At 39.5% G+C, this 25668-nt stretch carries 24 protein-coding genes, 1 other RNA gene and 2 other annotated features; of the genes, 5 read left to right on the top strand and 20 right to left on the bottom strand.

From position 1 onward, the window contains the following. Nucleotides 1-22 precede the first annotated feature (22 nt). The 6 genes from alaS to AC3ANV_RS07030 form a co-directional block, all read right to left on the bottom strand. Entirely contained in the window at nucleotides 23-2656 is a 2634-nt protein-coding gene (alaS, locus tag AC3ANV_RS07055) for an alanine--tRNA ligase (RefSeq protein WP_488312924.1), read from the bottom strand. 55 nt (nucleotides 2657-2711) lie between these two features. Then, nucleotides 2712-2939: a binding site (T-box leader), on the bottom strand. Between the two features lie 53 nt (nucleotides 2940-2992). Further along, entirely contained in the window at nucleotides 2993-4072 is a 1080-nt protein-coding gene (locus AC3ANV_RS07050; RefSeq protein WP_488312923.1) for an AI-2E family transporter, read from the bottom strand. A 92-nt stretch (nucleotides 4073-4164) separates the two neighbouring features. Then, nucleotides 4165-4299: a YrzQ family protein gene (locus AC3ANV_RS07045; protein WP_307403965.1), complete on the bottom strand. Its 135-nt coding sequence runs from the start codon at nucleotides 4297-4299 to the stop codon at nucleotides 4165-4167. A 32-nt stretch (nucleotides 4300-4331) separates the two neighbouring features. Then, on the bottom strand, nucleotides 4332-4523 hold the full coding sequence (locus AC3ANV_RS07040) for a hypothetical protein (protein ID WP_488312922.1): 192 nt from the start codon (nucleotides 4521-4523) through the stop codon (nucleotides 4332-4334). Between the two features lie 11 nt (nucleotides 4524-4534). Beyond that, entirely contained in the window at nucleotides 4535-5011 is a 477-nt protein-coding gene (locus AC3ANV_RS07035; protein ID WP_488312921.1) for a PRC-barrel domain-containing protein, read from the bottom strand. A 259-nt stretch (nucleotides 5012-5270) separates the two neighbouring features. Further along, a complete protein-coding gene (locus AC3ANV_RS07030; protein WP_488312920.1) occupies nucleotides 5271-5492 on the bottom strand; it encodes a spore germination protein in 222 nt (73 codons plus the stop codon). Between the two features lie 167 nt (nucleotides 5493-5659). Here AC3ANV_RS07030 and AC3ANV_RS07025 point away from each other — a divergent pair, with 167 nt between their 5' ends. Both AC3ANV_RS07025 and AC3ANV_RS07020 read left to right on the top strand, forming a co-directional pair. Beyond that, nucleotides 5660-5881 (top strand): spore germination protein, encoded by a 222-nt coding sequence (locus AC3ANV_RS07025; RefSeq protein ID WP_488312919.1) that lies wholly within the window; start codon nucleotides 5660-5662, stop codon nucleotides 5879-5881. Nucleotides 5882-6014: 133 nt separating this feature from the next. Next, the gene (locus tag AC3ANV_RS07020; protein ID WP_488312918.1) at nucleotides 6015-6239 is read left to right on the top strand and encodes a spore germination protein; all 225 of its coding nucleotides are present in this window, start codon (nucleotides 6015-6017) and stop codon (nucleotides 6237-6239) included. A 60-nt stretch (nucleotides 6240-6299) separates the two neighbouring features. On the opposite strand, the gene recD2 is transcribed toward AC3ANV_RS07020, so the two are convergent. The 5 genes from recD2 to cymR all read right to left on the bottom strand — a co-directional run bounded on the left by recD2 (nucleotide 6300) and on the right by cymR (nucleotide 12273). Beyond that, complete coding sequence (gene recD2 / locus AC3ANV_RS07015; RefSeq protein WP_488312917.1) at nucleotides 6300-8711, bottom strand: SF1B family DNA helicase RecD2; 2412 nt, start codon at nucleotides 8709-8711, stop codon at nucleotides 6300-6302. A 34-nt stretch (nucleotides 8712-8745) separates the two neighbouring features. After that, entirely contained in the window at nucleotides 8746-9399 is a 654-nt protein-coding gene (locus AC3ANV_RS07010; RefSeq protein WP_488314154.1) for a tetratricopeptide repeat protein, read from the bottom strand. Nucleotides 9400-9502: 103 nt separating this feature from the next. Beyond that, nucleotides 9503-10579 carry a tRNA 2-thiouridine(34) synthase MnmA gene (mnmA, locus tag AC3ANV_RS07005; protein WP_488314153.1) on the bottom strand — a complete coding sequence of 359 codons (1077 nt, stop codon included), beginning with the start codon at nucleotides 10577-10579 and terminating at the stop codon, nucleotides 9503-9505. 86 nt (nucleotides 10580-10665) lie between these two features. Then, nucleotides 10666-11808, bottom strand: coding sequence for a cysteine desulfurase family protein (locus tag AC3ANV_RS07000; protein ID WP_488312916.1), 1143 nt, complete (start codon nucleotides 11806-11808; stop codon nucleotides 10666-10668). Between the two features lie 45 nt (nucleotides 11809-11853). Beyond that, nucleotides 11854-12273, bottom strand: a complete 420-nt coding sequence (gene cymR / locus AC3ANV_RS06995) for a cysteine metabolism transcriptional regulator CymR (RefSeq protein ID WP_488312915.1) — start codon at nucleotides 12271-12273, stop codon at nucleotides 11854-11856. 167 nt (nucleotides 12274-12440) lie between these two features. Between cymR and AC3ANV_RS06990 the strand changes: the two genes are divergently transcribed. Further along, the gene (locus AC3ANV_RS06990) at nucleotides 12441-13712 is read left to right on the top strand and encodes a replication-associated recombination protein A (RefSeq protein WP_488312914.1); all 1272 of its coding nucleotides are present in this window, start codon (nucleotides 12441-12443) and stop codon (nucleotides 13710-13712) included. Between the two features lie 58 nt (nucleotides 13713-13770). After that, on the top strand, nucleotides 13771-14241 hold the full coding sequence (locus AC3ANV_RS06985; RefSeq protein WP_488312913.1) for a divergent PAP2 family protein: 471 nt from the start codon (nucleotides 13771-13773) through the stop codon (nucleotides 14239-14241). A 39-nt stretch (nucleotides 14242-14280) separates the two neighbouring features. Here the strand turns inward: AC3ANV_RS06985 and AC3ANV_RS06980 are convergent, their stop codons facing one another. The 7 genes from AC3ANV_RS06980 to AC3ANV_RS06950 all read right to left on the bottom strand — a co-directional run bounded on the left by AC3ANV_RS06980 (nucleotide 14281) and on the right by AC3ANV_RS06950 (nucleotide 21171). Further along, complete coding sequence (locus AC3ANV_RS06980) at nucleotides 14281-15231, bottom strand: ABC transporter permease (protein WP_488312912.1); 951 nt, start codon at nucleotides 15229-15231, stop codon at nucleotides 14281-14283. After that, nucleotides 15224-16150 carry an ABC transporter ATP-binding protein gene (locus AC3ANV_RS06975; protein ID WP_488312911.1) on the bottom strand — a complete coding sequence of 309 codons (927 nt, stop codon included), beginning with the start codon at nucleotides 16148-16150 and terminating at the stop codon, nucleotides 15224-15226. The genes AC3ANV_RS06980 and AC3ANV_RS06975 overlap by 8 nt, the downstream gene beginning before the upstream one ends. A 226-nt stretch (nucleotides 16151-16376) precedes the next feature. Further along, the gene (locus AC3ANV_RS06970) at nucleotides 16377-17144 is read right to left on the bottom strand and encodes a tRNA threonylcarbamoyladenosine dehydratase (protein WP_488312910.1); all 768 of its coding nucleotides are present in this window, start codon (nucleotides 17142-17144) and stop codon (nucleotides 16377-16379) included. A 165-nt stretch (nucleotides 17145-17309) separates the two neighbouring features. After that, nucleotides 17310-17507: non-coding RNA, 6S RNA (gene ssrS, locus AC3ANV_RS06965), on the bottom strand. Nucleotides 17508-17554: 47 nt separating this feature from the next. Then, nucleotides 17555-19342, bottom strand: coding sequence for an aspartate--tRNA ligase (gene aspS / locus AC3ANV_RS06960; RefSeq protein WP_488312909.1), 1788 nt, complete (start codon nucleotides 19340-19342; stop codon nucleotides 17555-17557). Between the two features lie 18 nt (nucleotides 19343-19360). After that, nucleotides 19361-20626: a histidine--tRNA ligase gene (hisS, locus tag AC3ANV_RS06955; protein ID WP_488312908.1), complete on the bottom strand. Its 1266-nt coding sequence runs from the start codon at nucleotides 20624-20626 to the stop codon at nucleotides 19361-19363. 61 nt (nucleotides 20627-20687) lie between these two features. Next, nucleotides 20688-20928: a binding site (T-box leader), on the bottom strand. Between the two features lie 66 nt (nucleotides 20929-20994). Further along, a complete protein-coding gene (locus tag AC3ANV_RS06950; RefSeq protein WP_488312907.1) occupies nucleotides 20995-21171 on the bottom strand; it encodes a hypothetical protein in 177 nt (58 codons plus the stop codon). Nucleotides 21172-21347: 176 nt separating this feature from the next. On the opposite strand from AC3ANV_RS06950, the gene AC3ANV_RS06945 reads away from it, so the two are divergent. Next, on the top strand, nucleotides 21348-22862 hold the full coding sequence (locus tag AC3ANV_RS06945) for an N-acetylmuramoyl-L-alanine amidase family protein (RefSeq protein ID WP_488312906.1): 1515 nt from the start codon (nucleotides 21348-21350) through the stop codon (nucleotides 22860-22862). 130 nt (nucleotides 22863-22992) lie between these two features. Here AC3ANV_RS06945 and dtd read toward each other — a convergent pair whose 3' ends face one another. Both dtd and AC3ANV_RS06935 read right to left on the bottom strand, forming a co-directional pair. After that, the gene (gene dtd / locus AC3ANV_RS06940; RefSeq protein WP_488312905.1) at nucleotides 22993-23436 is read right to left on the bottom strand and encodes a D-aminoacyl-tRNA deacylase; all 444 of its coding nucleotides are present in this window, start codon (nucleotides 23434-23436) and stop codon (nucleotides 22993-22995) included. Between the two features lie 10 nt (nucleotides 23437-23446). Next, entirely contained in the window at nucleotides 23447-25642 is a 2196-nt protein-coding gene (locus AC3ANV_RS06935; protein WP_488312904.1) for a RelA/SpoT family protein, read from the bottom strand. Nucleotides 25643-25668 lie beyond the last annotated feature (26 nt).

The following is a 25668-nucleotide window of genomic DNA, read 5'->3' as shown; positions in this document are numbered from 1 at the left end:
TTTACACTACTTTGTCCTATTATCAAATGGATTTTACCCATTCATCAACGAATTGAATCGCTGAATCCAGTTTTTCAGGGTCCTTACCGCCTGCTTGCGCCATATCCGGACGGCCGCCGCCGCCGCCGCCGCATTTAGCTGCTGCTTCTTTAACAAGTTTCCCTGCATGGTAACCTTTGTCAATTAAATCTTTTGTAACAGCTGCGATTAGGTTTACTTTCCCCTCATGTACACTTCCCAATAATACAACCGCTGACCCTAGCTTTTGCTTTAGATCATCTGCCATATTTCTCAAATTATTCATATCGGCCGCTTGAACCTTAGCAGCTAACACGGTAACACCATCAATTTCTTTGGCTTTAGCAACGAGGTTGCCTGCTTCGATATTTCCAAGTTTTGTGGCAAGTGATTCGTTTTCACGCTGTAGCTGCTTAATTTCGCCGGTTAACCCGTCGATTCGGGTAAGGATATCTTTAGGATTGGTCTTCAGTTTTTCGGCTGCATCCTTTAAAAGAGCAACTTGTTCATTTAATAAATGGTAAGCCGATTCACCTGTTACCGCTTCGATTCTTCGCGTTCCGGCTCCTATTCCACCTTCAGACACAATCTTAAATAAACCGATCACAGATGTATTCGGAACATGGCAGCCGCCACAAAGCTCAAGGCTGTAATCCCCTACTCTTACCACGCGAACAATATCACCATATTTTTCTCCAAAAAGTGCCATCGCTCCCATTGCTTTTGCTTCGGCAATTGGTTTCAAATTGATATCTACTTCTATATTTTTCCAAATTTTTTCATTAACGATTTTTTCAATTTGCTCCAGTTCTTCAGGCTTCACTTGGCCAAAATGAGAGAAATCAAACCGTAATCGATCTGGTTCAACAAGTGAACCGGCTTGATTGACGTGATTCCCAAGGACGTCTTTTAATGCCTGATGGAGCAGGTGGGTTGCGGTATGATTTTTGATAATTTTTACCCGGTTTTCTCCATCAATTGTTGCTGTTACTTTCTGATTCGTTTTTAATGTTCCTTTTGTCACTTTTGCTTTGTGAAGATTTTGTCCGTTTGGAGCTTTTTGTACATCCTTAATAGCAACAGTAACACCATCTCCCTCTAAAACACCACGGTCAGCGATTTGCCCGCCGCTTTCTGCATAAAACGGTGTCACATCAAGAATAAGCTGTACTTCCTCACCATTCACAGCTTCATCTACAAGTTCACCATTTTTAACAATTGCTGCCACAGACGCACTGGTTTCAAGCCTGTCATATCCAACAAAAACACTTTCAACCTTTAGGTCCCCAAGGACTCCGCCTTGAACCTGCATGGAGTCAACATCGAGACGGGCTGCCCGGGCACGCTCACGCTGCTGATCCATTTCTGTTTCAAAACCGGAATGGTCAATTTTCATGCCCTCCTCGCCTGCGTACTCTTCCGTTAATTCAACAGGGAATCCGTATGTGTCATAAAGGCGGAATACATCAGCTCCAGTGATGGTATCACTGCCTTTTTCCTTTTCTTTTTTTATAACACTAGCCAGAATAGCTAAACCTTCATGAAGAGTTTCGTGGAAACGTTCTTCCTCATTCTTAATTACTTTTTGAATAAAATCAGATTTTTCTTTTACCTCAGGATAAAAATCATGCATGATTTCCCCTACTACTGGAACTAGTTCATACATAAACGGACGATTGATGTTGATCTGCTTTGCATAACGTACAGCACGGCGAAGCAAACGGCGTAATACGTATCCGCGGCCTTCGTTTGAAGGCAGGGCCCCGTCACCCACAGCAAATGCCACCGTACGAATATGGTCTGCAATAACTTTAAACGCAACATCTTGTTCTTTGTCGACACCGTATTTTACTCCTGAAATTTCTTCCGTTGCACGAATGGTCGGCATAAATAAATCTGTATCAAAGTTGGTAGGAACATTTTGAACAACGGATACCATTCGCTCTAATCCCATACCGGTATCAATGTTTTTCTTTGGCAGCGGAGTATAAGTGCCATCAGGATTATGATTAAATTGTGAAAATACTAAGTTCCATACCTCAAGGTAACGTTCATTTTCACCGCCGGGATATAGTTCCGGATCTTTTGGGTCATCTCCATACTCAGGTCCGCGGTCATAGAATATTTCTGTGTTTGGGCCGCTTGGTCCTTCTCCGATATCCCAAAAGTTTCCTTCAAGACGAATAATGCGTTCCTCGGGAATTCCAATCGTTTTATTCCAAATTTCAAATGCTTCATGGTCTTCCGGATGAATCGTAACAGATAGTAATTCTTTTTCAAAACCAATCCATTTTTCGTCCGTTAAAAACTCCCATGCCCATTCAATTGCTTCTACTTTAAAATAATCACCGATGGAAAAGTTGCCAAGCATCTCAAAAAATGTATGATGTCGGGCTGTTTTACCAACATTTTCGATGTCGTTTGTCCGGATTGACTTTTGCGCATTGGTAATTCGCGGATTATCAGGAATAACGCGGCCGTCAAAATACTTCTTTAATGTTGCAACACCGCTGTTGATCCATAGCAATGAGGGATCATCATGAGGGACGAGTGATGCACTTGGTTCAACAGCATGACCCTTTTCTTTAAAAAAGTCTAAAAACATTCTTCGAATTTGTGATCCTGTTAAATTTTTCATTTATAAAAACCTCCTTTATATTTAAAAAAGAACACAAAAAAGCCCTCATCCCTATAGCAGGGACGAGAGCTGACTCGCGGTACCACCCTGATTATGAATACAATAAAAGGTATTCATCTCTCAAAAATGCCTTAACGCGGCACATACGGCAGTGATTAGCTGCACTCTGGATTAGCTTTCTGTTATCCTTCATCCAGAACCTCTTTCAGCCAAGGAAGTTCCTCTCTTTTACGCGAATGCGCTAAGATGGTCTATAACATACTCGATCCTTCAACATTTTCATGTACATATTCTATATGACGAATTATAGCCATCGATGAATTATTTGTCAATCAATCATGATGATGAATCCTTCGTTCTATTGTGAGTAAAATGATTTTTTGCATGAATGATCCCCACCTTAAGAACAACTAAGGCCGGGACAGCAAAAATGAGTCCTAAAATTCCTCCGATTTCTCCACCGGCTGTTATTGCCAACATTATAAGCAGCGGATGCATATGCAGGCTCTTGCCAACAATATAGGGCGATAAAATATTTCCTTCAAGAAATTGGATGATGATTATAATTACTACAGTAATCACAACCAATTTTACCGATACTGTTGCAGCGATAATGACCGCAGGAACAGCACCAATAATCGGTCCAAAATATGGAATGACATCTGTAATTCCTACGATAAAGCCCAAAATCAATGGGTATCTTAGATGAAATATCCAAAAGAGCAGTGCCGAAATTGTTCCAATAATCACACAAACAAGAAGCTGTCCTCTTATGTAACTTCCCAACGACTCATCGACATCTTTTAAAAAACGTGAGCCCTGCAGTCTCCACTGTTTAGGTGTTAAATACCATACAGCTCTTTTTATTACATGAAAATCCTTTAACATATAAAAGGCAATAAACGGGATGATCATGATAATTAATGCTGAATTTAAAAATTTGAGTAATACTGCAACCATTATTGCTAACAGAGAGTCCAGCTTTTTCTCAAAGGCATTGATGCCATCATTCATTTTCCCTTGCAGGCCATCAGGCCATGCTTTTGTATTTGATTGGATCGTATCAATCCAGCTCCGATATTGTTCAGCAAAGGCGGGTGCACTTTCAGAAAGGTCCTTTACTTGTTCAATAAAAACGGGAATTCCTTTATAGAAGGTATATCCAAGACCGCCAAAAAAAAGAAGATAAATTAAGAATATTGCCAGTCCCCGATGCATTCCTTTTTGATGCAGCTTTTCAACAATCGGATGAAGCAAATAGGTGATAAAGCCCGAGATGAAAAAAGGAAGTAGTGTTGCAGCTAACATCTCTAAAATCGGCAGCCACACGTATCGAATTTTAAAAAAGACATAAATTGCGATTAATAAAAGGAGCAAAAAACCGATGCGATAATACCATTTTAAACGAATATCCAACGTCAATGCCTCCTTTCTATTATTTTTCGAGAGATGTGGTTGAATTATACATTCCATACAAAAAGAGGCCGACAATAGTCAGCCTCTACCATTTAAAATATCGCTCGTTTTATTGTCCGTTGAACTCGTTTCATATTGCGGGCAGACATCAAATTATTTCTCTGTGCTACATTATATGCCGCCATTCCTGCACCAAAAGCAATAACAGTGGTCATCATTTTATTCATACGTTTCACCTCTTCGCTTCCCGCTTTTAGATTTAAAGGGTGTAACGACGCTCTTCTTCTTCAAACAAGTCATCCAAGGAGCTTAGTGACCCGTCTTCTTCCACCTGATGGGTATTGATGATGCCTTTGGAAATAGACAGCTCAATAAAACAATTCCAGCAATAATATTGGTTTATACCAATTTTGCCGATATCCTTACTTTGACAATTGGGACACTTGAACATGAAAAGACACCTCACGTATGTTTAACATCTACGATGATGGCATCCTTTCCGATCGCTGGGGGCTTCCCGGATTCAATGACCTGTTTTCCTTCCGTGATATCCGAAAAGAAGCCATCCGTTATTTCGTACCCTACGATTGTGCCCAATTCTTCCTGAAAATATACATCCTTCAACAAGCCAAGTGATTCACCACTTTTAGACAACATCATAATTCCATCTAAGGAATGCTGATGTGTCAAGGTATATTCCGGATTTGTCCTCAGCTTTTCCAAATGCATCGTATCCTCTATCATAACTCCATCCCAGCCAAAGGAAGCCACTTTTTGAATGTCGAGAAAAAAGGTTTGTTTGAAGAAAACGCCTTTTTTAACCAATAGACCTTTTACCGTTCCAGTGCCCGTAATGAATAGATCCGTTATTTCACCGATTTTTGTACCGGTCTTTGTCTCATAAACCGGCTGTCCCTTTAATAAAGAAAATGTCCGCAAAGAGTATCCCACCTCCCGTGAACATTTATAGTTTCAGTCGATTAGCATGAAATTATAAGGTGCAACGTTTTCCATTCCTACCATAACCTAAAACCTTATTATTGAAAGCTTAATTGTAAAAGTCATTTTTTTGATTTATGTATTGTTAACAAAATGTGGCTTTGAACGCTAAGACATTTTTTAACATAAGCAAAACCGGATTCATGCTCGCTCACAGGTTCCGGCTTCGCTGATTATACACTATCTTTTTCCGGTCATTTTAGATATTTCCACTTACTGGTTGATCAAAGAAATCAACTGCATTCGTATTCGTTAAATTTGTACCAGTAAGAGTAAAATTGAAAACCGCAGTGTTGTTGGAACCTGCACCATAGGCAGCTTTTGAAGCCGTTTTGGGAGAAATAACGAGTGAACCGTCAAAATTAACGACTCCACCTGCAATTTCATCTATTTCAATAGAACCTCGGTCATATCCAACCATTTTAATCACCTTCCTTTACGAATTTATACTCTAATGTATGTCAATTAGTTTTATTATGTTTCATAGTATCTCTCGTTTTTGGGCAGTACCTCTAAAGAAGAAGAAGAAGAACAAGGACAGAGCTAAAAGCATAGATTGAAATAAACTTAATGAAAGGATGCCAGCCAATGCCTGCAATTATTTTTGGACCCATACAAATTACTACCATAAGTGCAAATGGTGTGGTCGAATTTGGTGATAGCCTTATTGTCTCACCAAAAGTTGCATCTAAGACCCCTGTTGGAGCTGGAGCATTAAACACAGCTGTTTGGGTTATGACAAATACGGCTGTAAACAGTACAAATTTCATTGACTCCAATTTAATTGATCAGCCAATTTCAGGACTATAATGATAAACTGCCATGCACCCCATCTCCATTCGGTTTCATACCTCTCGTTTTTTAGTCGTACACGAAAGAAGAACAAAGACAGGGAGCAAAGCATAGGTTATTGAAAATATTTTTAAATGGGAGGTTGTTTCTATTGCCTGTAACTATTTGTGGACCCCTACAAATTCATAACATCACTACAAATGCTATTGTCAAATTCGGTGATAGCTCTGTTTTATCACCAAAGGATCTATCGAAGGTGTTTATTGGATCCGGAGCAGTTAACACAGCGTTTGGGGTTATGACAAATACGGCTGTGAACAGTACGAATTTTATTGAACCCGATGTAATTGATCAGCCGATTGTCAGAAATAATTAAAGCCATTAAGTACGTTTGGACTAAGCCCCCGAAATCTGAGGGCTTTTTTCCTTTTGAGTTTCAGTCAATTAACATGAAATCATAAGGTGTAACGTTTTCCATTCCTACCAATGGATCTACCAGCATTAATTCTTCCTCGAATGATAATCCTTGGGTTGATTTTTCATTTTCTTCATCGGGTATAGTAACCAAAATTGTTTCTTGAAGCTTTTGACAAAGAGTAGTTTGTCGATTTTGCTCATCCGCTCTTTCAATACCCATCCTAAATGCATCTTCTTCACCGCATAAAATCAAAAACTGCTTGCTTCTCGTAATGGCTGTATAGATCAAATTTCTTCTTAACATTCGATAATAGCTTCTTGTTATAGGCAGAATAACAATTGGAAATTCACTGCCCTGCGATTTATGTACGGAGCAACAATAAGCATGAGTAATTTGATTTAAGTCCTGTCTGGTGTAAGTCACTTCATTTCCTTCAAAAGAAATCAGGATCATGTCTTGTTTTTCAGTATTTTCCTTCGCATAAAAAATCGAAATAATTTCACCAATATCGCCATTAAATACATTGCTTTCCGGCTGGTTCACAAGCTGAAGTACCTTATCACCAATCCGATACTTCACATCACCAAAAGAAATTTCCTTTCTTGTCCCATCAGGATTAGGGTTAAATATTTCTTGCAATAATACATTTAAGCGGTCTATTCCAGCCGGTCCTTTATACATCGGTGCCAGCACTTGGATATCCTTTGCAGAGTATCCTTTATTTTTTGCATTTAAAGCGACTTTTTCAATGACTTGAGCTATTTGCGCGGATGAACATCTGATAAACGAACGGTCCGGTTTTTGTTGGGATACATCAGCCGGTAAATAGCCTTTTTTTATATCATGGGCAAGCTCGATAATGGAAGAACCTTCAGCCTGACGATAAATATCAGTTAATCTTACAGTCGGGATCCGTTCGGATTTTAATAAGTCTTTTAAAACCTGACCGGGGCCCACTGATGGCAATTGGTCTTCATCTCCAACCAGAATTACCTGTATATTTTCAGGTAGCGCTTTGAACAATTGGTTGGCAAGCCAAATATCAAGCATCGATGTTTCATCAACGATGAGAATTTTCCCTTCAAGCGGGCTCGTCTCATCATGGTCAAAGCCTTCAGTTCCATTGAATCCAAGTAAACGGTGAATCGTAACTGCAGGCAATCCTGTTGATTCGCTCATTCTTTTAGCGGCTCTTCCTGTCGGAGCTGCCAGCAAAAATGGAAAGGGCTCATCCTTTTTTTGATAATCCTTCGGCTCTAATGAACAGCCATGCAATTCAGCATAAAGCTCGACTATCCCTTTAATAACGGTGGTTTTCCCTGTTCCGGGTCCGCCTGTTAAAATCAGCATTGGAGACATAAGAGCCGTCTGAATCGCTTCTTTTTGGGTTGGTGCATATTGTACCTTGAGCCTTTCCTCTAAATCGCCTAATACAAGCAAGAACTCAGATTCAGGAAATTGGTCTTTGTACTCTGTTTGTTCAAGAACTCGATTAATATTCGTGACAAGACCTTTTTCCGCAAAATATAGAGTCGGCAGGTAAACGCGCTTCTCTTCGCCAATTAATTTACCCTCATTTTCAAGCTTAATAACCTCATTGGATATATCTAAAAATTCAATTTCGTCGCGCTTGTTCTCTTCTAAAAGGCTTTTCACTTGCTCCAGTAAGTCTTTAGCCTGCATGAAGACATGCCCAGTCTGCATGCTTTCATTTTCAAGTGTATAAAGACAAGCTGCTTTGATCCGGTCAGGATGATTTCCTGATATCCCCAGCTGGTACCCGAGTTCATCTGCCCTGCCAAATCCAATTCCTTCGATATCTTCTACAAGTTGATACGGATTTTTTTGAATAATATCAAGGGTTTGCTCTTTATAGGCTTGATAAATCCGCATTGAGATTTGCGGACCAAAGCCATACTGATTTAGTGCCACCATGACTTGCTCCAAACCTTGATGTTCCATGAGGGTATCGTAAAGTAATTTAGCCTTTTCAGGAGGAAGCTTTGGAATAGAATCAAGTAATGACGGTTGATTAAGAATTTTTGATATTGCGTTTTCACCTAATGTTGCCACAATGTTTTCCGCAGTTTTCTTGCCAATTCCTTTAAAGATTTCGGATGATAAATAGGCCACAACGCCTTGCTTTGTTTGCGGCATATCCCTGCGGAAATGCTTCGTTTGAAATTGCATACCGAATTTAGGATGATCCTTAAATTCCCCGAAAAAGATATAGGTTTCCTGCTCATGTATTTTCGGAAAATATCCGGTTATTACTGCTTCCTTGTCCTCATATTGATCATTTGTTTCGTCCACCCGAATTCTTAAAACCGTGTAAAGGTTTTGTTCATTATGAAAGATTGTCACAATAGGTCTGCCCTTTACAAACTTCCCTTGCTCGGCAAATAAATCAAGTGAGTCTTGCTTATCCATTTCCGTCCCCTCCCCCCGGCTTTTATTAAAATTACTAGTTTACGTTTTCGATTAATTTTTTTCCGTATCCTGCAAGAACATGATCCGGTTGAATTTCAAGGGCTTTTTCAAACATGGCTAACGCCTTTGAAGAATTTTCTTTAAACCCATAAGCAACCCCTAAATTATAATAGGCATCTGAATGCTCGGAATCTAGCTCGATACATTTTTCAAATTGAGCAATCGATTCATCGATTAAGTCTAATTGAGCAAGACACAATCCATATTGAAAACGTGCCTCCGGGTCCTCTTTATTCAGCTCAACACTTCTTTGTAAATAGGGAAGCGCAAATTTTACCTGATCTAGCTGAACAAGTGTCAGCCCTAACATAAAATAATTGTCACTTGTTTGCAGACCTTTTTTCATTGCTGTTTCAAACATATTTTTCGCTTTATCAAAACTGTCGTTGCTGAAATAGAGATTTCCTGCACTATAATAAGCTGCTGCCGCGTTTTCATCTATTTCAATTGCTTTTTGGTAAAATTTCAATGCTTTTTCTTCATCGCCAACTGCTGCCAGAACATTGCCAAAATTTATATAGGCAACAGAATTTTTCGGGTTTTCCTCAATTGCCTCATTAAAGGCCTTCGCCGCTTCTTCCCAATTGCCTTCTTGCATGTATTTTACACCTAATTGGTTTTTATCCATCATTGTCAACTCCATCCTAAAAGGAAGTATATCATATTTCGTTTTTCTCTAATAAGATAAGATAAAAAATCCCCGACTCCAGGAATAGGAGTCAGGGATTATCTTAACCAACATACGTTAGACGTTCGTTATTTTTAAATACTTCGTCAATTGTTCCGCCGCCGAGACATTCATCCCCATTGTAAAATACAACGGCTTGTCCGGGTGTTACGGCACGAATTGGTTCGTGGAATGTTACCTTTGCTTTATTGTCTTTTAGAAGGCTAACAGTCACTTTATGGTCTTCCTGACGGTAACGAAATTTTGCCGTGCATTCAAATTCCGCCGGCTTTTCACGATTCGACACCCAGCTGATGCTATCAGCAATTATGGAATCGGAGTATAGTTTTTCATTATGGAAGCCTTGTCCAACAAAAAGTACATTTCGCTTTAAATCCTTACCAATGGCAAACCAAGGATCACCGGAACCGCCAATACCTAATCCATGGCGTTGTCCTATCGTATGATACATCAAGCCTTCGTGTTTGCCTTTGATTTCACCCTCGAGTGTTTCCATAGTTCCAGGCTGTGCCGGAAGGTATTGACCTAAAAACTCTTTAAAATTCCGTTCCCCGATAAAACAAATCCCCGTGCTATCTTTTTTCGTTGCCGTTGCAAGATTCGCTTCCTTGGCAATCTCACGGACTCTTGATTTTTCAAGATTTCCAATTGGAAACATCACTTTCTCGAGCTGCTCTTGTGTCAATTGGTTCAAAAAATACGTTTGGTCTTTATTTTCATCAAGACCGCGCAGCATTTTGTATTCTCCGTCTCTGAACTCAACTTGTGCATAGTGACCTGTAGCAAGGTAGTCGGCACCTAAATTCATTGCATGCTCTAAAAAAGCCTTAAATTTAATTTCTTTATTACACATAACATCCGGATTTGGTGTACGTCCCGCCTTATATTCTTCTAAAAAATAAGTAAAGACCTTATCCCAATATTGTTTTTCGAAATTAACGGCGTAATAAGGAATGCCGATTTGATTACAAACACGAATGACATCGTTATAATCTTCAGTAGCGGTACAAACACCAAAATCATTCGTATCGTCCCAGTTTTTCATAAAGATGCCGATGACATCATAGCCTTGCTGTTTTAATAATAGGGCAGCAACAGAGGAATCCACTCCACCGGACATCCCAACGACAACTCTTGTATTATTCGGATCTTTTCTTTCCAACGATTTTCACCTCACTTTACCATACCATTTCAATGGTAGTTCATTTATTTTTTCAGACGCAAAACAATCTTTGCCGTTTCTTCAGCAGCTTTAACAATTTGTTCCTTTGTCGTGTTATAGCCGAAGCTGAAACGAATCGAATTGATTAACCGTTCTGATTGTTTACCAAACATGGCAACTAGGACATGCGAAGGTTCGATTGAGCCGGCTGTACAGGCTGAACCGCTTGAAACCGCAATTCCCGCTAAATCGAGATTAACCAGCATCGCTTCCACATTTGTCCCAGGAAAGCTTAAGTTTAATACATGTGGCATCGAAAGTTCAAGCGATCCGTTTAGTTGGAACTCAATATGCTGTTCTGACAACTTTCGCATAAAAAGGTCTTTGAATTCTAAAAACCTTTCTCTCTTTTCAGACCGTTCTTCACTTGCAATTAATACTGCTTCGCGGAACCCTGCAACCGAAGCAACATTTTCTGTCCCTGCCCGTCTTTTTCTTTCCTGATCACCGCCAAATGACCGGGGCATGATTTTCACACTTTCACGGTTGTAAAGAAATCCTGTTCCTTTCGGCCCATTGAGTTTGTGAGCCGAGACCGACAATAAATCGATGTGACTTTCATTGACATCAATTTTTTCCATACCGTATGCCTGAACAGCATCAGTATGGAAAATTGCTTGATGGTCTTTTAAAAGCACTCCAATTTCCGAAATCGGCTGTAACGTACCCACTTCGTTGTTGCCATACATGATGGACACCAAAATGGTATCATCCCTTAGTGCATCACGAAGGTCCTCTATTGAAATGCGACCGGTTTCATCTACCGGCAAATAGGTAACCTCATAGCCCATTTTTTCTAATCTTTGACATGCGTGCAGTACTGCATGATGTTCGACTTGTGTTGAAATAATATGCTTTCCATTATGCTGATAACTTTCTGCTGCGCCAAAAATAGCCATATTATCAGCTTCGGTTCCACCGCTTGTAATAATAATCTCGTTTTCCTTTGCACCAATACTGAGAGCTAAAGTTTCCCGTGCAAGATCAATTTGATTTCTTGATTCCCTGCCAAAAGAATGAATGCTTGAAGGATTTCCGAATGTAAAGTTCATTACCTCCATCATTTTTTCGATTACTTTTGGATGCATCGGTGTTGTTGCTGCATGGTCAAGATAGATTCGTTCCATAGTTCCACCTTCAATCAAAATAATTCTCTCTTGTTAATTTTGACATTAAATATAAAACATATAAGCGTCTGATTCACCGTCTTCACTATGACTGGCTAAATCTTCGAGTGTTGTATTATCCAGAACATTTTTTATTGCATCGCGAATTCGAATCCAAAGCTCACGTTTTGCGGGCTCTTCATCTTCAATACCCTCAACAGGTGTAATGGGCCCTTCTAAGACACGAATAACGTCCCCTGCGGTAATTTTGGAAGGTATATCCGTAAGAACATAGCCACCGTATGCCCCTCTGATGCTTTTTACTAATCCGGCGTTTCTTAAAGGAGCAATTAATTGCTCTAAATAATGCTCGGATAAATCGTTTGTCTGAGCAATTGTTTTTAAGGAAATAGGTCCCTCACCATGCTTTTTAGCAAGCTCAATCATGATGGTAAGGCCGTAGCGTCCCTTTGTCGATATTTTCATTTCCGAACACCTCATTATTTGTCCATTTATATTAATTTACAAAATCCACAGTAATTTGATAGGCATTAGATATTATAACACATTGTTCTTTAATATGCTTTTTAAGGGGAAAATGTTAAGGTGTAGGTAATACTATTAATATTTTAGTTTAATTGGAGAGATGAATAATGTCGCAAAAGCCTCTAGCATTTCGAATGCGTCCAAGAACTATTGAAGAGGTCGTTGGACAGCAGCATCTTGTTGCTGATGATAAAATTATTGCCAGAATGGTGAAAGCAAAACAGCTAACATCAATGATTTTGTACGGTCCGCCAGGCATTGGCAAAACATCCATTGCAAGTGCGATTGCTGGAAGTACCAAATATGCATTTCGTACACTTAACGCCGTAACAAATAATAAAAAAGATATGGAAATTGTCGCTGCAGAGGCGAAAATGTCAGGGAAAGTGATTCTCCTCTTGGATGAGGTTCACCGTTTAGATAAAGGGAAACAGGATTTCCTTCTGCCCTACCTTGAAAACGGAATGATTACATTAATTGGAGCGACTACAAGCAATCCTTATCATGCCATTAATCCCGCCATTCGCAGTCGCTGTCAAATTTTCGAACTGAAGCCATTAACTCCGGATGAAATGAAAATCGCATTAGCAAAGGCCATTGAAGATGAGGAACGAGGCCTGGGAAAGTTACATGTTATTGTTTCGGAGGATGCAATGCATCATTTTGCTAATGCATCAAATGGTGATGTACGAAGCTCTCTTAACGCTTTGGAATTAGCGGTACTTTCAACAGATAAAAATGAAGATAATACCATTCATATTGATTTATCAACCGCTGAAGAATGCTTGCAAAAAAAAAGCATTGTGGCTGATAAAGATGGAGATGCACATTATGATGTTCTCTCAGCCTTTCAAAAATCGATTCGTGGAAGTGATGTCAATGCAGCACTACATTATCTCGGAAGATTGATAGAAGCCGGTGACCTTATCAGCATAAGCAGAAGATTACTTGTTATCGCTTATGAAGATGTTGGTTTAGCTAATCCTCAGGCAGGTGCACGGACATTAGCCGCAATTGAAGCAGCAGAAAGATTTGGGTTTCCGGAGGCAAGAATCCCATTAGCTAATGCGGTTATTGAGTTATGCTTGTCGCCAAAATCGAACTCCGCCATTTTAGCCATTGAGGCAGCTCTTTCAGATATTAGAAAAGGGATCACCGGAGAGGTTCCTGATCATTTACGCGACGCACATTATAAAGGCGCAAAAGAGTTAGGAAGAGGGATTGGATATTTATATCCGCACAATTATGAATCAGGCTGGGTCTCGCAGCAGTATTTACCGAATAGAATTAAAAACAAACAATACTACCAACCTAAAAAGACAGGGAAATTTGAACAGGCACTTGCAACTGTTTATGAACGGCTCTCACGAAAAAATTAGGAAGATGACTTATATTTTACCATCTAATTCTGATTACAAGTATTTTTAGGAGGACATTATGTTTTTATCCTATCCAATTTTGGCTGCTCTTTTAGGAATGCTGATTGCCCAATTTGTAAAAATCCCCATTCACTTTTTAACCTCGGGTGAAATAAATTGGAAGTTGATGTTTAGCACTGGCGGAATGCCCAGTTCTCATACATCTACGATTATTTCATTGACAACAGCAATCGGATTGACTTCAGGGTTTTATTCAAATGAGTTTGCCATTTGTGTTGTTGTTGCAGCGATTGTTATGCATGATGCTACCGGTGTTCGAAGACATGCAGGCTATCATGCAGAAATTTTAAATAAATTATTAGTTGATTTCAATCGTTTAATTGAAACCATAAAAGACCCAAACTTAAAAAAAACAGAGTCCAGAGAAAAATTAAAAGAATTATTAGGGCACCAGCCGGCAGAAGTGTTTTTTGGTGCCATAACAGGCATCATAGTAGGTGTTTTAACTTATCATTTTTATCCGTTTTAAATAAAAAATGACCCCCGGGGAAAATTCCAGGGGGTATTTTTAGGCTGCAACGTCCCTTTTTTTGAAAACAAAGAAAGCTAAGAATTGGAATAGTAAAAAGTAGACAAAAAGCATCAGAACCGAAAAAGGCAATGTCATCCCATCTACCAATGGGGTACCTTCAAAATATTGCATTAAATCAGTATTCGCAAACAAAAGGTACTTTGCCCAAGAAAACTTCATCGATAGTAAACTTGTTATTTGTCCGCCTGTAAACATTAAAAATAAAGACAAACCGATAGCAAGAGAACTGTTTCGGAAAACAGATGAAATCATAAAAGCCATTGTAGCAAGCATCATCATATTGATCGAATTCAAACCATAATAAATCATTAAATGGACAACCATATTTTGCTCAGTCACTTGACCATTATGATAATTTAGATAAAAAACAGCTTTTTCCGGCATTCCAAAAAGAATAGCACCAATTGCTGTTGAATAAACAAATAAAAGGGCGAGCATAAATAAAGCGAATAATAAGACGGTTATATACTTTGAAATTAATATCTTACTACGATTAATCGGCCGAATTAATAATAGCTTAATCGTCCCCCAATTAAACTCACTTGCAACGATTCCTGCTGAAATGATGATCGTAAACAACCCGGCTAATTGAATGAGCTGCGATGCATCAGTAACAAACTTCCAGACATTATAATCTTGCTCAGGCGGAATATGATGCTTTATACGATAATCATTAGTGACTATCGATTTTTGAAGATATTGCTTCTCCATTTTTGAACCGCTTGCTTCCACCTGTTTCTTTAATGCATCGTTTTCCTGCTGGAGTGTTTGCTCCCACTTTGGATCAGCTGCTGTATTTTTACCGCTCTCCTGATACTTAAGAAATGCACCCGCAACGGAGGTCATCACAATTAAAATGGCGATCATCACATAAGTCCCGGGTCTTTTGAAAATTTTCATACATTCATTTTTGATTAAATTAAGCATGGCTAACGGCCTCCTTTTCTGACGTAACTTCCAGGAAGCGATCTTCTAATGTTTTGGCTACTTCTTTTATCCCAAATACTTGAATTTCCGCTTCAACAAACAATTTAACCAGATTAGGAATTTCCTCATTTGCAAGCTCAACAGATATTCCATTACGTGAATGGATTGCGGGAACATTTGGATAGTTTAGCTGTAAAAGCGATAGTGCTTTCTCACTTGGAATAACCTCTATCTCATATGTGACTTCAGTTCCATGGACAAATTCTTGAACAAGCTGCACATCGATCAGTCTTCCATTTTGGATGATTCCGATTCGATCACACATCATTTCCATTTCGGAAAGCAAATGGCTGGATACAATGACAGCCATATTTTTTTCTCTTGCAAGTAGGCGTAAGTAATCGCGGATTTCTCTTATTCCCGCCGGGTCCAGGCCATTCGTTGGTTCGTCGAGGATTAAAACCTCAGGATCATGTATAAGGCATTGGGCTAATCCTAATCTCTGTCTCATTCCGAGTGAGTATGTTTTTACTTTATCATGAATACGGCCGGTTAATCCCACGAGCTCCACCGTTTCATCGATTTTTTCTTTCGTTATTCCTTTTGCCATTCTTGCATAATGAACAAGGTTTTGGTATCCACTCAAGAATTTATACATTTCGGGATTTTCAACAATGGCACCGACATGACCTACAGCTTCTTCAAACTTATTTTTAATACTAAAACCGCCAATAGTGATATCCCCATCTGTAATTCCCATTAAACCGACAATCATCCGAATGGTGGTAGTTTTCCCGGCACCATTTGGACCTAAGAAACCAAAGACCTCCCCTTTATTCACCTGGAAGCTTATGTTGTCTATAATCGTTCTTCCTTTAATCACTTTGGTAACATTCTTCAATTCTACGATCGATTCCAATTTATTCTCTCCCCTCTTTAAAAAGCTCGACAATTCAATGTCCCACTCTAGCTTACCTTATAATAGAAAATTTTTCCTTATTTTCTACTAAATTCTTTGAATTGTCTTTCTCAATTAAAGTATAGCGATATCACTCATTTGCTAAAAACGACTTAAGAATTAACCTTTTCTAGGACTGGAGGCTGATAAAAAAACCCTGAACATAGAGTTCAGGGTTTTTACAAAACTAATTTTCATCCGCAACACGTTTGATTTTGATATCACTCAACAATTCTCTGACAACATAGCTGGCCATAATTAGCCCGCATGCAGATGGGACGAAGGCATTGGATGACGGCGGCATTTTCGCTTTACGAATGGCTGCTTGGTCATTTCCAACTTCCTTTCGAACGTCTTCACGAATGACAATCGGGCTTTCATCAGAAAAGACTACTGGAATCCCCTTGTGAATTCTTTCCTTGCGAAGCTTGGTGCGGATTACCTTTGCAATCGGATCTGTGTGTGTTTTCGAAATATCGGCAATTTTAAAACGTGTCGGATCCATTTTATTGGCGGCACCCATGCTCGAAATAATCGGTATGTTGCGTTTTAAACATTCTTTCATTAGATGAATTTTATAAACAATGGTATCAGAGGCATCTACGACAAAATTCAAGTTATGGCTGAAAAACTCTTCATATGTTTCTTCAGTATAAAACATTTTTAATGGGATAACTTCACAATCAGGGTTAATGTCCTTAATCCGCTCTGTCATGATATCCACCTTTGGTTTGCCAACGGTGGAAAGAAGCGCAACTAACTGACGATTCACGTTTGTAATATCAACATCGTCTTTATCTACTAAAACTAGGCGCCCAACACCTGAACGTGCCAGAGCTTCAGCTGCAAAGGATCCGACCCCGCCAATACCGAGAACAGCAACTGTGCTGTTTTTCATGATATCGAGGCCCTCTTTTCCTATTGCAAGTTCATTTCGGGAAAATTGATGCAGCATTATGTTCACTCCAAAAAATATATTCGAATTCGCTTTATATTAGCTTTTACCCTAAAAAATATAACATACCCTCTGATAAAAGCAAGTATCACGATAGGAATTATAATAATACAATACTGTATACAAAAAAAATAGCCTCCTGCGTTTGCAGGAGACTATTTTTCTAAGAGTCCCAATTTGTGCCGTCGCTTTGGGTTCCTTCATTTTGATCCCGCACGCAGCAGGGGGGTGTCCTGTTCCCGATTTTGTAAGTCCCCTATTCCGAAAAGGATGAGGCATTTACGCAACCGGAAAACACCGGACTCCCGAAGAAATAATGTTCGGTCAAAATTTCAGGTGATACAACGTACACTTCAGGACTCTTATTAATTGTTTTTATGATAACATAAAACAAATTCCCATTCAAGATGTCATGAAAGCGATTTCTCATCTTTATTAACATTTAATAACAAATGAAGATCCTTTAACTGTGCTTCAGATACTTCACCCGGCGCATCCGTCAACAGACAGCTTGCACTGGCTGTTTTTGGAAACGCAATGGTATCCCGTAAATTAGTGCTTCCCGCAAGAAGCATAACCAAACGGTCTAACCCAAGGGCGATACCGCCATGAGGAGGTGTTCCGTATTCAAAAGCATTTAAAAGGAAACCGAATTGAGCTTTTGCTTCTTCAGGTGTAAATCCAAGGATGCTGAACATCTTTTCTTGAATATGGCGCTCAAATATCCGGAGTGAACCGCCACCTAGCTCATAACCATTTAGGACAAGATCGTACGCTTGTGCCCGGACCCTTGAAGGATCAGAATCCAAGTATTCGAGATCCTCTCTGAATGGCATTGTAAACGGATGATGTGCTGCATAATAACGGCCTTCTTCTTCATCAAATTCGAGTAATGGCCAATCAGTAATCCATAAGAAATTGAACAAACTTGGATCAATCATATTTAATTCTTTACCAAGCTTCAGCCTCAATGCACCAAGTGAATCGGCAACGACACTCTTCTTGTCGGCAACAAACAACAATAAATCTCCTTCAGCAGCTTCAAGGGTTGCTTTAAGTGCACTTGCATCTTCTTCTGAAAAGAATTTGGCAATCGGACCTTTCAGGCCGTCAGTTTCTACCTTAAGCCAGGCAAGACCTTTAGCACCATAGACCCCGACAAAATCTGTTAGACCATCGATGTCCTTCCGTGAATATTTTTCCGCAGCACCTTTTACATTGATACCTTTTACCTGACCGCCATTTGCTACAGCCGAAGCAAATACTTTAAATCCGGAATCCTTCACAATTTCAGAAAGATCCACGAGCTCCATTCCAAAGCGGATATCCGGTTTGTCTGAACCATATCGGCTCATTGCTTCATTGTATGTCATACGCGGGAAAGCTTCAGTGATTTCTAGACCTTTTACTTCTTTCATTACCTTCATCATCATTTTTTCCATTAAGCTCATAATGTCTTCCTGGCTTAAGAAGCTTGTTTCAATATCGATTTGGGTGAATTCAGGCTGACGGTCAGCACGTAAATCCTCATCGCGGAAACAGCGCGCGACTTGATAATAACGCTCAACTCCGCCCACCATTAACAACTGTTTGAAAAGCTGCGGTGACTGTGGAAGAGCGTAAAATTCACCCGGATGCACACGGCTAGGGACAAGATAATCACGGGCTCCTTCAGGAGTACTTTTTGTTAGAATAGGTGTTTCGATATCAAGAAATCCTTCTGAATCTAGAAAATCTCTGATTTGTTTTGTAACTTGATGACGCATTTTTAAGGTTTCAAAAATAACTGGGCGCCGGAAATCCAAATACCGATATTTCAATCGTACATCCTCAGCAACATCTGTTCTATCGGAAATCATAAATGGCGGTGTTTTGGCTTCATTGATAATGGTTACTTTTTCAACTTGCACTTCTATTTTTCCGGTTTTTAAATTTTCATTAACGGTTCCTGCTTCTCTGGACACCACTGTTCCCTCAACATCAAGAACAAATTCATTACGAATCTTTTCAGCTGTCTGTAGTGCTTCACTTGAAACATCGGGATTAAAGACAATCTGAACAATCCCTGAACGGTCACGGAGGTCAATAAAAATTAATCCGCCAAGGTCACGTCGTTTTTGCACCCATCCTTTTAAGGAAACTTTTTCCCCAATTGCTGATTCTGGAACTTCACCACAAAAATATGATCTGCCAAACATATGAATCCCCCTTTATCCTTACAATTCTTGAAAATATTTAATAACCGAATCTAGGTCTATTTCTACTTGTTCTCCGGTAGCCATATTTTTTACGTTGATTTTATTGTTTTTTAATTCCTCATCGCCAAGGATGGCCACGTACTTTGCTTTTAAACGGTCAGCTGCTTTAAACTGAGCTTTAATTTTTCGGTCCAAGTAATCTCTTTCCGCTGAAAAGCCTGACATTCTAAGCTGTTGCAATAGTCCTACTGTATAGTCCTTCGCTTCGTCGCCAAGAGCCGCCAGATAGCAATCGATGCCTTCCTTCATTTCAAGTTCTACTCCTTCGGCATTAAGAGCGGCAATAAAACGTTCAATACTTAAGGCAAAGCCAATCCCAGGCGTTTCCGGGCCGCCGATTTCTTCAGCTAAACCGTTATAACGGCCGCCGCCGCATAAAGTAGTAATTGCTCCGAAGCCTTCAGCATTGCTCATAATTTCAAAGGCAGTATGATTATAGTAATCTAAACCGCGAACGAGATTTGGATCAACCTCAAATGGGATATCTAATTGAGTTAAATACTGTTGTAACTTATCGAAATAAGCTTTTGAAAAATCATTTAGATATTCAATTATGGACGGTGCCGATTTCATTAGTTCATGTTCGTGGTCCTGCTTACAATCCAGAATCCTCAATGGGTTTTTTTCAAGCCGGTTTTGACAGTCTTTACAAAACTCACCAATCCGCGGTTTGAAATGGTTAACTAAAGCATCCCTGTGAGCAGTGCGGCTCTCCTTATCTCCAAGGCTGTTGACGAAAAGTTTTAGCTTATTTAAACCCATTTCTTTATAAAGGTTCATCGCAAGAGAAATTACCTCAGCATCAATCGCAGGATCATTACTCCCTAAGGCTTCAATACCAAATTGGACAAACTGACGGAAACGGCCTGCCTGCGGGCGTTCATACCGAAACATCGGGCCCATGTAATATAGCTTTACAGGCTGATTGGCATAGCCAAACATCTTTTTCTCTACAAAGGACCTAACTGTTGAAGCAGTTCCCTCAGGTCTTAGCGTAATACTGCGCCCGCCCCTGTCTTCAAAGGTGTACATTTCTTTTTGAACAATATCCGTTGTATCACCGACACCTCTTAAAAAGAGATCCGTATGTTCAAAAATTGGTGTACGAATTTCATGGTATTGGTATTTCTCACAGAGCTCTCTAGCCTTGTTTTCAATCAGCTGCCATTTTTCTACTTCTCCTGGCAATATATCCTGCGTTCCTCTTGGAATGCTTATTGACATAGCGGAAATCCTCCTTGAATAAATTAAAGAACATAAAAAAACTCCCATCCCTTGTATAAATACAAGGGACGAGAGTTATTAAATTCCCGTGGTGCCACCCTAGTTGAAGGCATAAAACATAAGCCTTCCTCTTTTACAGTTAACGCCTGCTAACGTTCATCTCCTACTAAGCATAAGCTTTTCAGAGAGAAGCCTTCGGAGTGTTCATTCATTAAGAATCATGTAGAAATGCTTTCAGCCCAGGACATTTCCTCTCTTTTCATGTGTTTAGCTTAATTACTATGCTCCATCATTGGTTATATCTCAATTAATATTTTCATTTTATTTATATAATAATACGGAGCATCCATTCTAATGTCAAGAGCGTTTTACGATCTCTCTAAATGTTTTTTTAACTTTCTGACATCACCGATCGTTAAACCAAATTCAGATGCAAGCTCAAATGTGTTGGCATGCTGCTCTTTTTGGATAAAATCATGAAAGTCAACACCAAAAAGCCGGCCGTCCATTGACTGAATATTCATTCCCTTCTCACTGGCTCTCAAAGCAATTCACCTCTGTCCTATTCACTATAATCTCTATTATTTCCACTATTGCAGAAAACTTGCAGTCGAAAAAGGATTTTAGGGAATCAACTTATTGGCCAATTTTAGTAAATTAGGAATGATTTTCAGGACTTTTTACGATAAAATAGATAAAAAATGCATATGGGAGAGTCTCGATGTTCAAAAAATATAGTCTGTTTTTATTTTGTATAATTTTGATATTCGCTGCCTTCCTTCCTCAAGGGAAAGGTATTGCAGCAAGTGGATCAATTATCATTTCTGCTGACTCCGTCAATATTCGCAGCGGCCCAAGCCTAAGCTACAATCTAGTAAAACAAGCAAACAGAGGGGAAAAATATACCATTTTAAAAGATAATGGCGATTGGATTCAGGTTGATCTTTCCTCTGGAAAAACGGGATGGGTCGCCAATTGGCTGGTTACAAAAGATACGCCAAAAGCAAATTCAATATCTACTAGTTCGAATACCTCTGACGCTATTGCAAATACGAATCAATTAAGAGTTCGATCCGGGCCGGGGACAAGCTTTGAAATCATTGGCTATTTAAATAAAGGACAAACGGTCACTGTTATCGATGATAATGAAAACTGGATCAAAATCTCCTCCTCATTTGGTTCAGGCTGGGTAGCCAAACAGTATCTTGATTTTAAAATGATAAACAATAGCCATACTGCGGTTGGAAACATCGGAACGGTAACAGCCGGCAGTCTGAGTGTACGCAGCAACAGTTCTTTGAATTCCCCAATTCTCGGAAACGTTACACAGGGACAAAGTTTTCCCATTTTAGCAGAGAATAACAATTGGGTAAAAATCGAATATAAAAAAGGGAGCTATGGCTGGGTAGCCGGATGGTATCTAGATAAAAACACCCCTAATTCTTCTGCAGAACATGCTGTTAAGGATAGTAATGTAACAATTTTACAAGATGGAACTAATATCAGAAAAGCTCCAAATGTCCAAGCAGATGTTGTTCAGCGGGCCAATGAAGGAGATACGTTTGCTGTAAAAGGATTAGCAAATGAATGGTATGAAATAAAGCTGAAAAATGGCTCGAATGGCTATGTGGCCGGATGGATGGTTTCCATCAATGGAACGGCACCCCGAATTGAGAAAAATGGCGTAGAATCCTATTTAAAAAACAAAACAATTGTAATTGACCCCGGTCACGGCGGTGAAGACAATGGAACAACCGGTGCCAGCGGAACACATGAAAAGAATTTAACCATCCGAACTGGAAAGCTATTATACGATAAGTTAAAAGCAGCAGGTGCAAATGTATACCTAACAAGAAATAATGATACCTATATTCCCCTGCCGTCACGTGTAAGTATTGCCCGCTCTTTCAAAGCTGATGCCTTTATTAGTTTGCATTATGATAGCAGTACAGACCGAAGCACACGGGGGATGACCGGATTTTATTATCATACTTTTCAAAAGCCGTTAGCTGAATATCTTTACACTTCAACAGTAAATCAAACAAGGTTAAAAAACAGAGGAGTTCAGTTTGGCGATTTTCACGTAATCAGGGAAAATAGTCAAAAAGCAACCCTGATAGAGTTAGGCTATTTAAGCAATCCGGAAGAAGAAATGACCGTGAATTCCGGACAGTTTCAAGAAAATGCCGCTACAGGCCTATACAATGGGCTGGCACGGTTTTTTAAGGAAAATTAAGAAAGCTTGGCACCGAATATTGGTGCCAAGCTTTTTTAGCTAATAGGAAAGTATAAACTTTCCTATTTCGCATAAGTGCAACTACGTCTCTATCTTCGCCCTTAGGGGCTCGCCAATTGGCGAGTTTTCTTTATGATTTACTTTCTAAAATTAGTGTCACCGGACCGTCATTGGTCAATGCAACATCCATCATTGCACCAAAACGGCCTGTTTCAACATGAATGCCTTTTTCACGCAATATGCTGTTAAAAGCTTCATACATTTCAAGTGCATGATCAGGCTTTGCTGCTTCCATGAAATTCGGCCTTCTCCCTTTACGGCAATCCCCGTATAAGGTGAATTGGGAAACAGAAAGTATTTCACCGCCAACGTCTAATAATGATAAATTCATTTTTTCTGATGAATCCTCAAAAATTCGAAGGTTTATAATTTTATCCGCTAAATAAGCAGCATCTTCTTCCCTGTCCTCGTGCGTTACTCCAACTAAAAGGACAAGCCCTTTCGTGATTTGACCGGTAATTTCCCCGTCCACTGACACTCGGGCACTTTTACTGCGTTGTACCACTACTCGCATTTCATACTCCTTAATTCATGATCCGGCGAACAGAATATATATCAGGTATCTGTTTGATCCGATCAACTACTTTATGCAAATGGCTCACATTGTGAATCGCAATTGACATGATAATGGTCGCCATTTTATTACGGTCCGATCTTCCCGAAACAGCGGAAATATTCGTTTTCGTTTCATTAACTGCTTGTAAAACCTCATTTAGAAGTCCTCTTCGATCGTAACCGCTAATTTCAATATCTACATTATACTCTTTCCGGTCATTCAAGGACGATTCCCACTCTACCGGAATCAATCTTGATTGTGCATCATTTGAATCAATATTAGGACAATCTGAGCGATGAACTGAAACGCCTCGGCCTTTTGTAATAAATCCGACAATTTCATCTCCTGGAACCGGATTGCAGCATCTTGATAGACGGATCAACAAATTATCAATACCGGATACTCGGACACCGGATTCGCGTTTTTTCGTTGAAGGGAATGATTTCAAATCAGTGATGGCATTCGTAATGCTTGCTGATTGTTCCTGGTCCCGTTTTTTGCGCCATTTTTCCGTTAATCGATTGGCGACTTGAAGGGCGGTTACCCCATTATAGCCAACGGCTGCATACATATCATCTTCGTTAGAAAAATTAAACTTTTCGGCAACCTTTTTCAGATTGTCCGGAGTTAAAATTTCTTTAATATCAAACTCCATGTTGCGGATTTCTTTTTCAACAAGTTCTTTACCTTTATCAACATTCTCATCCCGGCGTTGTTTCTTAAAAAACTGACGGATTTTATTTTTCGCCTGTGATGTTTGAGCCAGCTTCAACCAATCCTGACTTGGTCCATAGGAATGCTTGGATGTTAAAATTTCAATGATATCACCTGTCTTAAGTGTGTAATCAAGTGTCACCATTTTGCCGTTCACTTTTGCCCCTATTGTTTTATTGCCAATTTCAGAATGGATTCTATAGGCAAAATCAATAGGCACTGAACCTGACGGCAACTCAATTACGTCGCCTTTTGGGGTAAAAATAAAAACCATATCGGAAAACAAATCGATTTTAAGCGATTCCATGAATTCTTCCGCATTTTGAGTTTCATTTTGAAACTCAAGTATTTCTCTAAACCAGGTAAGCTTTTGTTCAAAAGTAGTACTATCGTTGAGCGCCTTACCTTCTTTATATGCCCAGTGGGCAGCAATACCGAATTCAGCAATTCGATGCATTTCAAATGTTCTAATTTGTACCTCCAGCGGGTCGCCTTTTGGCCCTATCACAGTTGTATGCAAGGATTGATACATATTCGGCTTTGGCATCGCAATGTAATCTTTGAAACGCCCCGGCATCGGTTTCCAGCAAGTATGAATAATCCCTAAAACTGCATAGCAATCCTTGATGCTGTTAACAACAATCCGAACTGCAAGCAAATCATAAATTTCACTGAATTGCTTATTTTGCAAGGCCATTTTCCGATAAATGCTGTAAATATGCTTTGGTCGTCCGGAAAGCTCGGCCTTAATAGAAACTTCACCCAGCCGTCCTTTAACTTCGGCAATGACATCTTCTAAATACTGCTCTCGTTCAGCACGCTTCTTTTTCATTAAGTTAACAATCCGGTAATATTGCTGTGGATTTAAATACCTTAATGCAGTATCTTCCAACTCCCATTTAATCTTAGATATACCAAGACGATGAGCTAAAGGTGCAAAAATTTCAAGTGTTTCATTTGAAATCCGGCGCTGTTTTTCATAAGGAAGATGTTTTAACGTCCGCATATTATGCAATCGATCTGCAAGCTTGATTAAGATAACTCTAATGTCCTGAGCCATTGCCACAAACATTTTTCTGTGGTTTTCTGCCTGCTGTTCTTCGTGTGATTTGTATTTAATTTTTCCTAATTTTGTTACACCGTCGACAAGCATTGCCACTTCGTCATTAAATTCATTTGAAATGTCTTTTAACGAGACATTCGTATCTTCAACAACGTCATGAAGAAAACCTGCAGCCACTGTTGCGGGATCCATTTCCAAGTCAGCCAATATACCTGCTACCTGAATAGGATGAATGATGTATGGCTCACCCGATTTTCTATATTGATCACGATGAGAGTGCTTAGCAAATTCATATGCTCTTTTTACTAATTCTACATTCTCTTCGTTTAAATAGGCTGCAACCTTATCGATGACTTGTTCGGCGGTTAACACTTGATCGTTCGCCATGAAATCACCTTTATTTTCGTCTCATA

This window comes from Neobacillus sp. DFD-2R (assembly GCF_057747865.1).
This window is presented reverse-complemented; position numbering and strand designations above follow the sequence as displayed.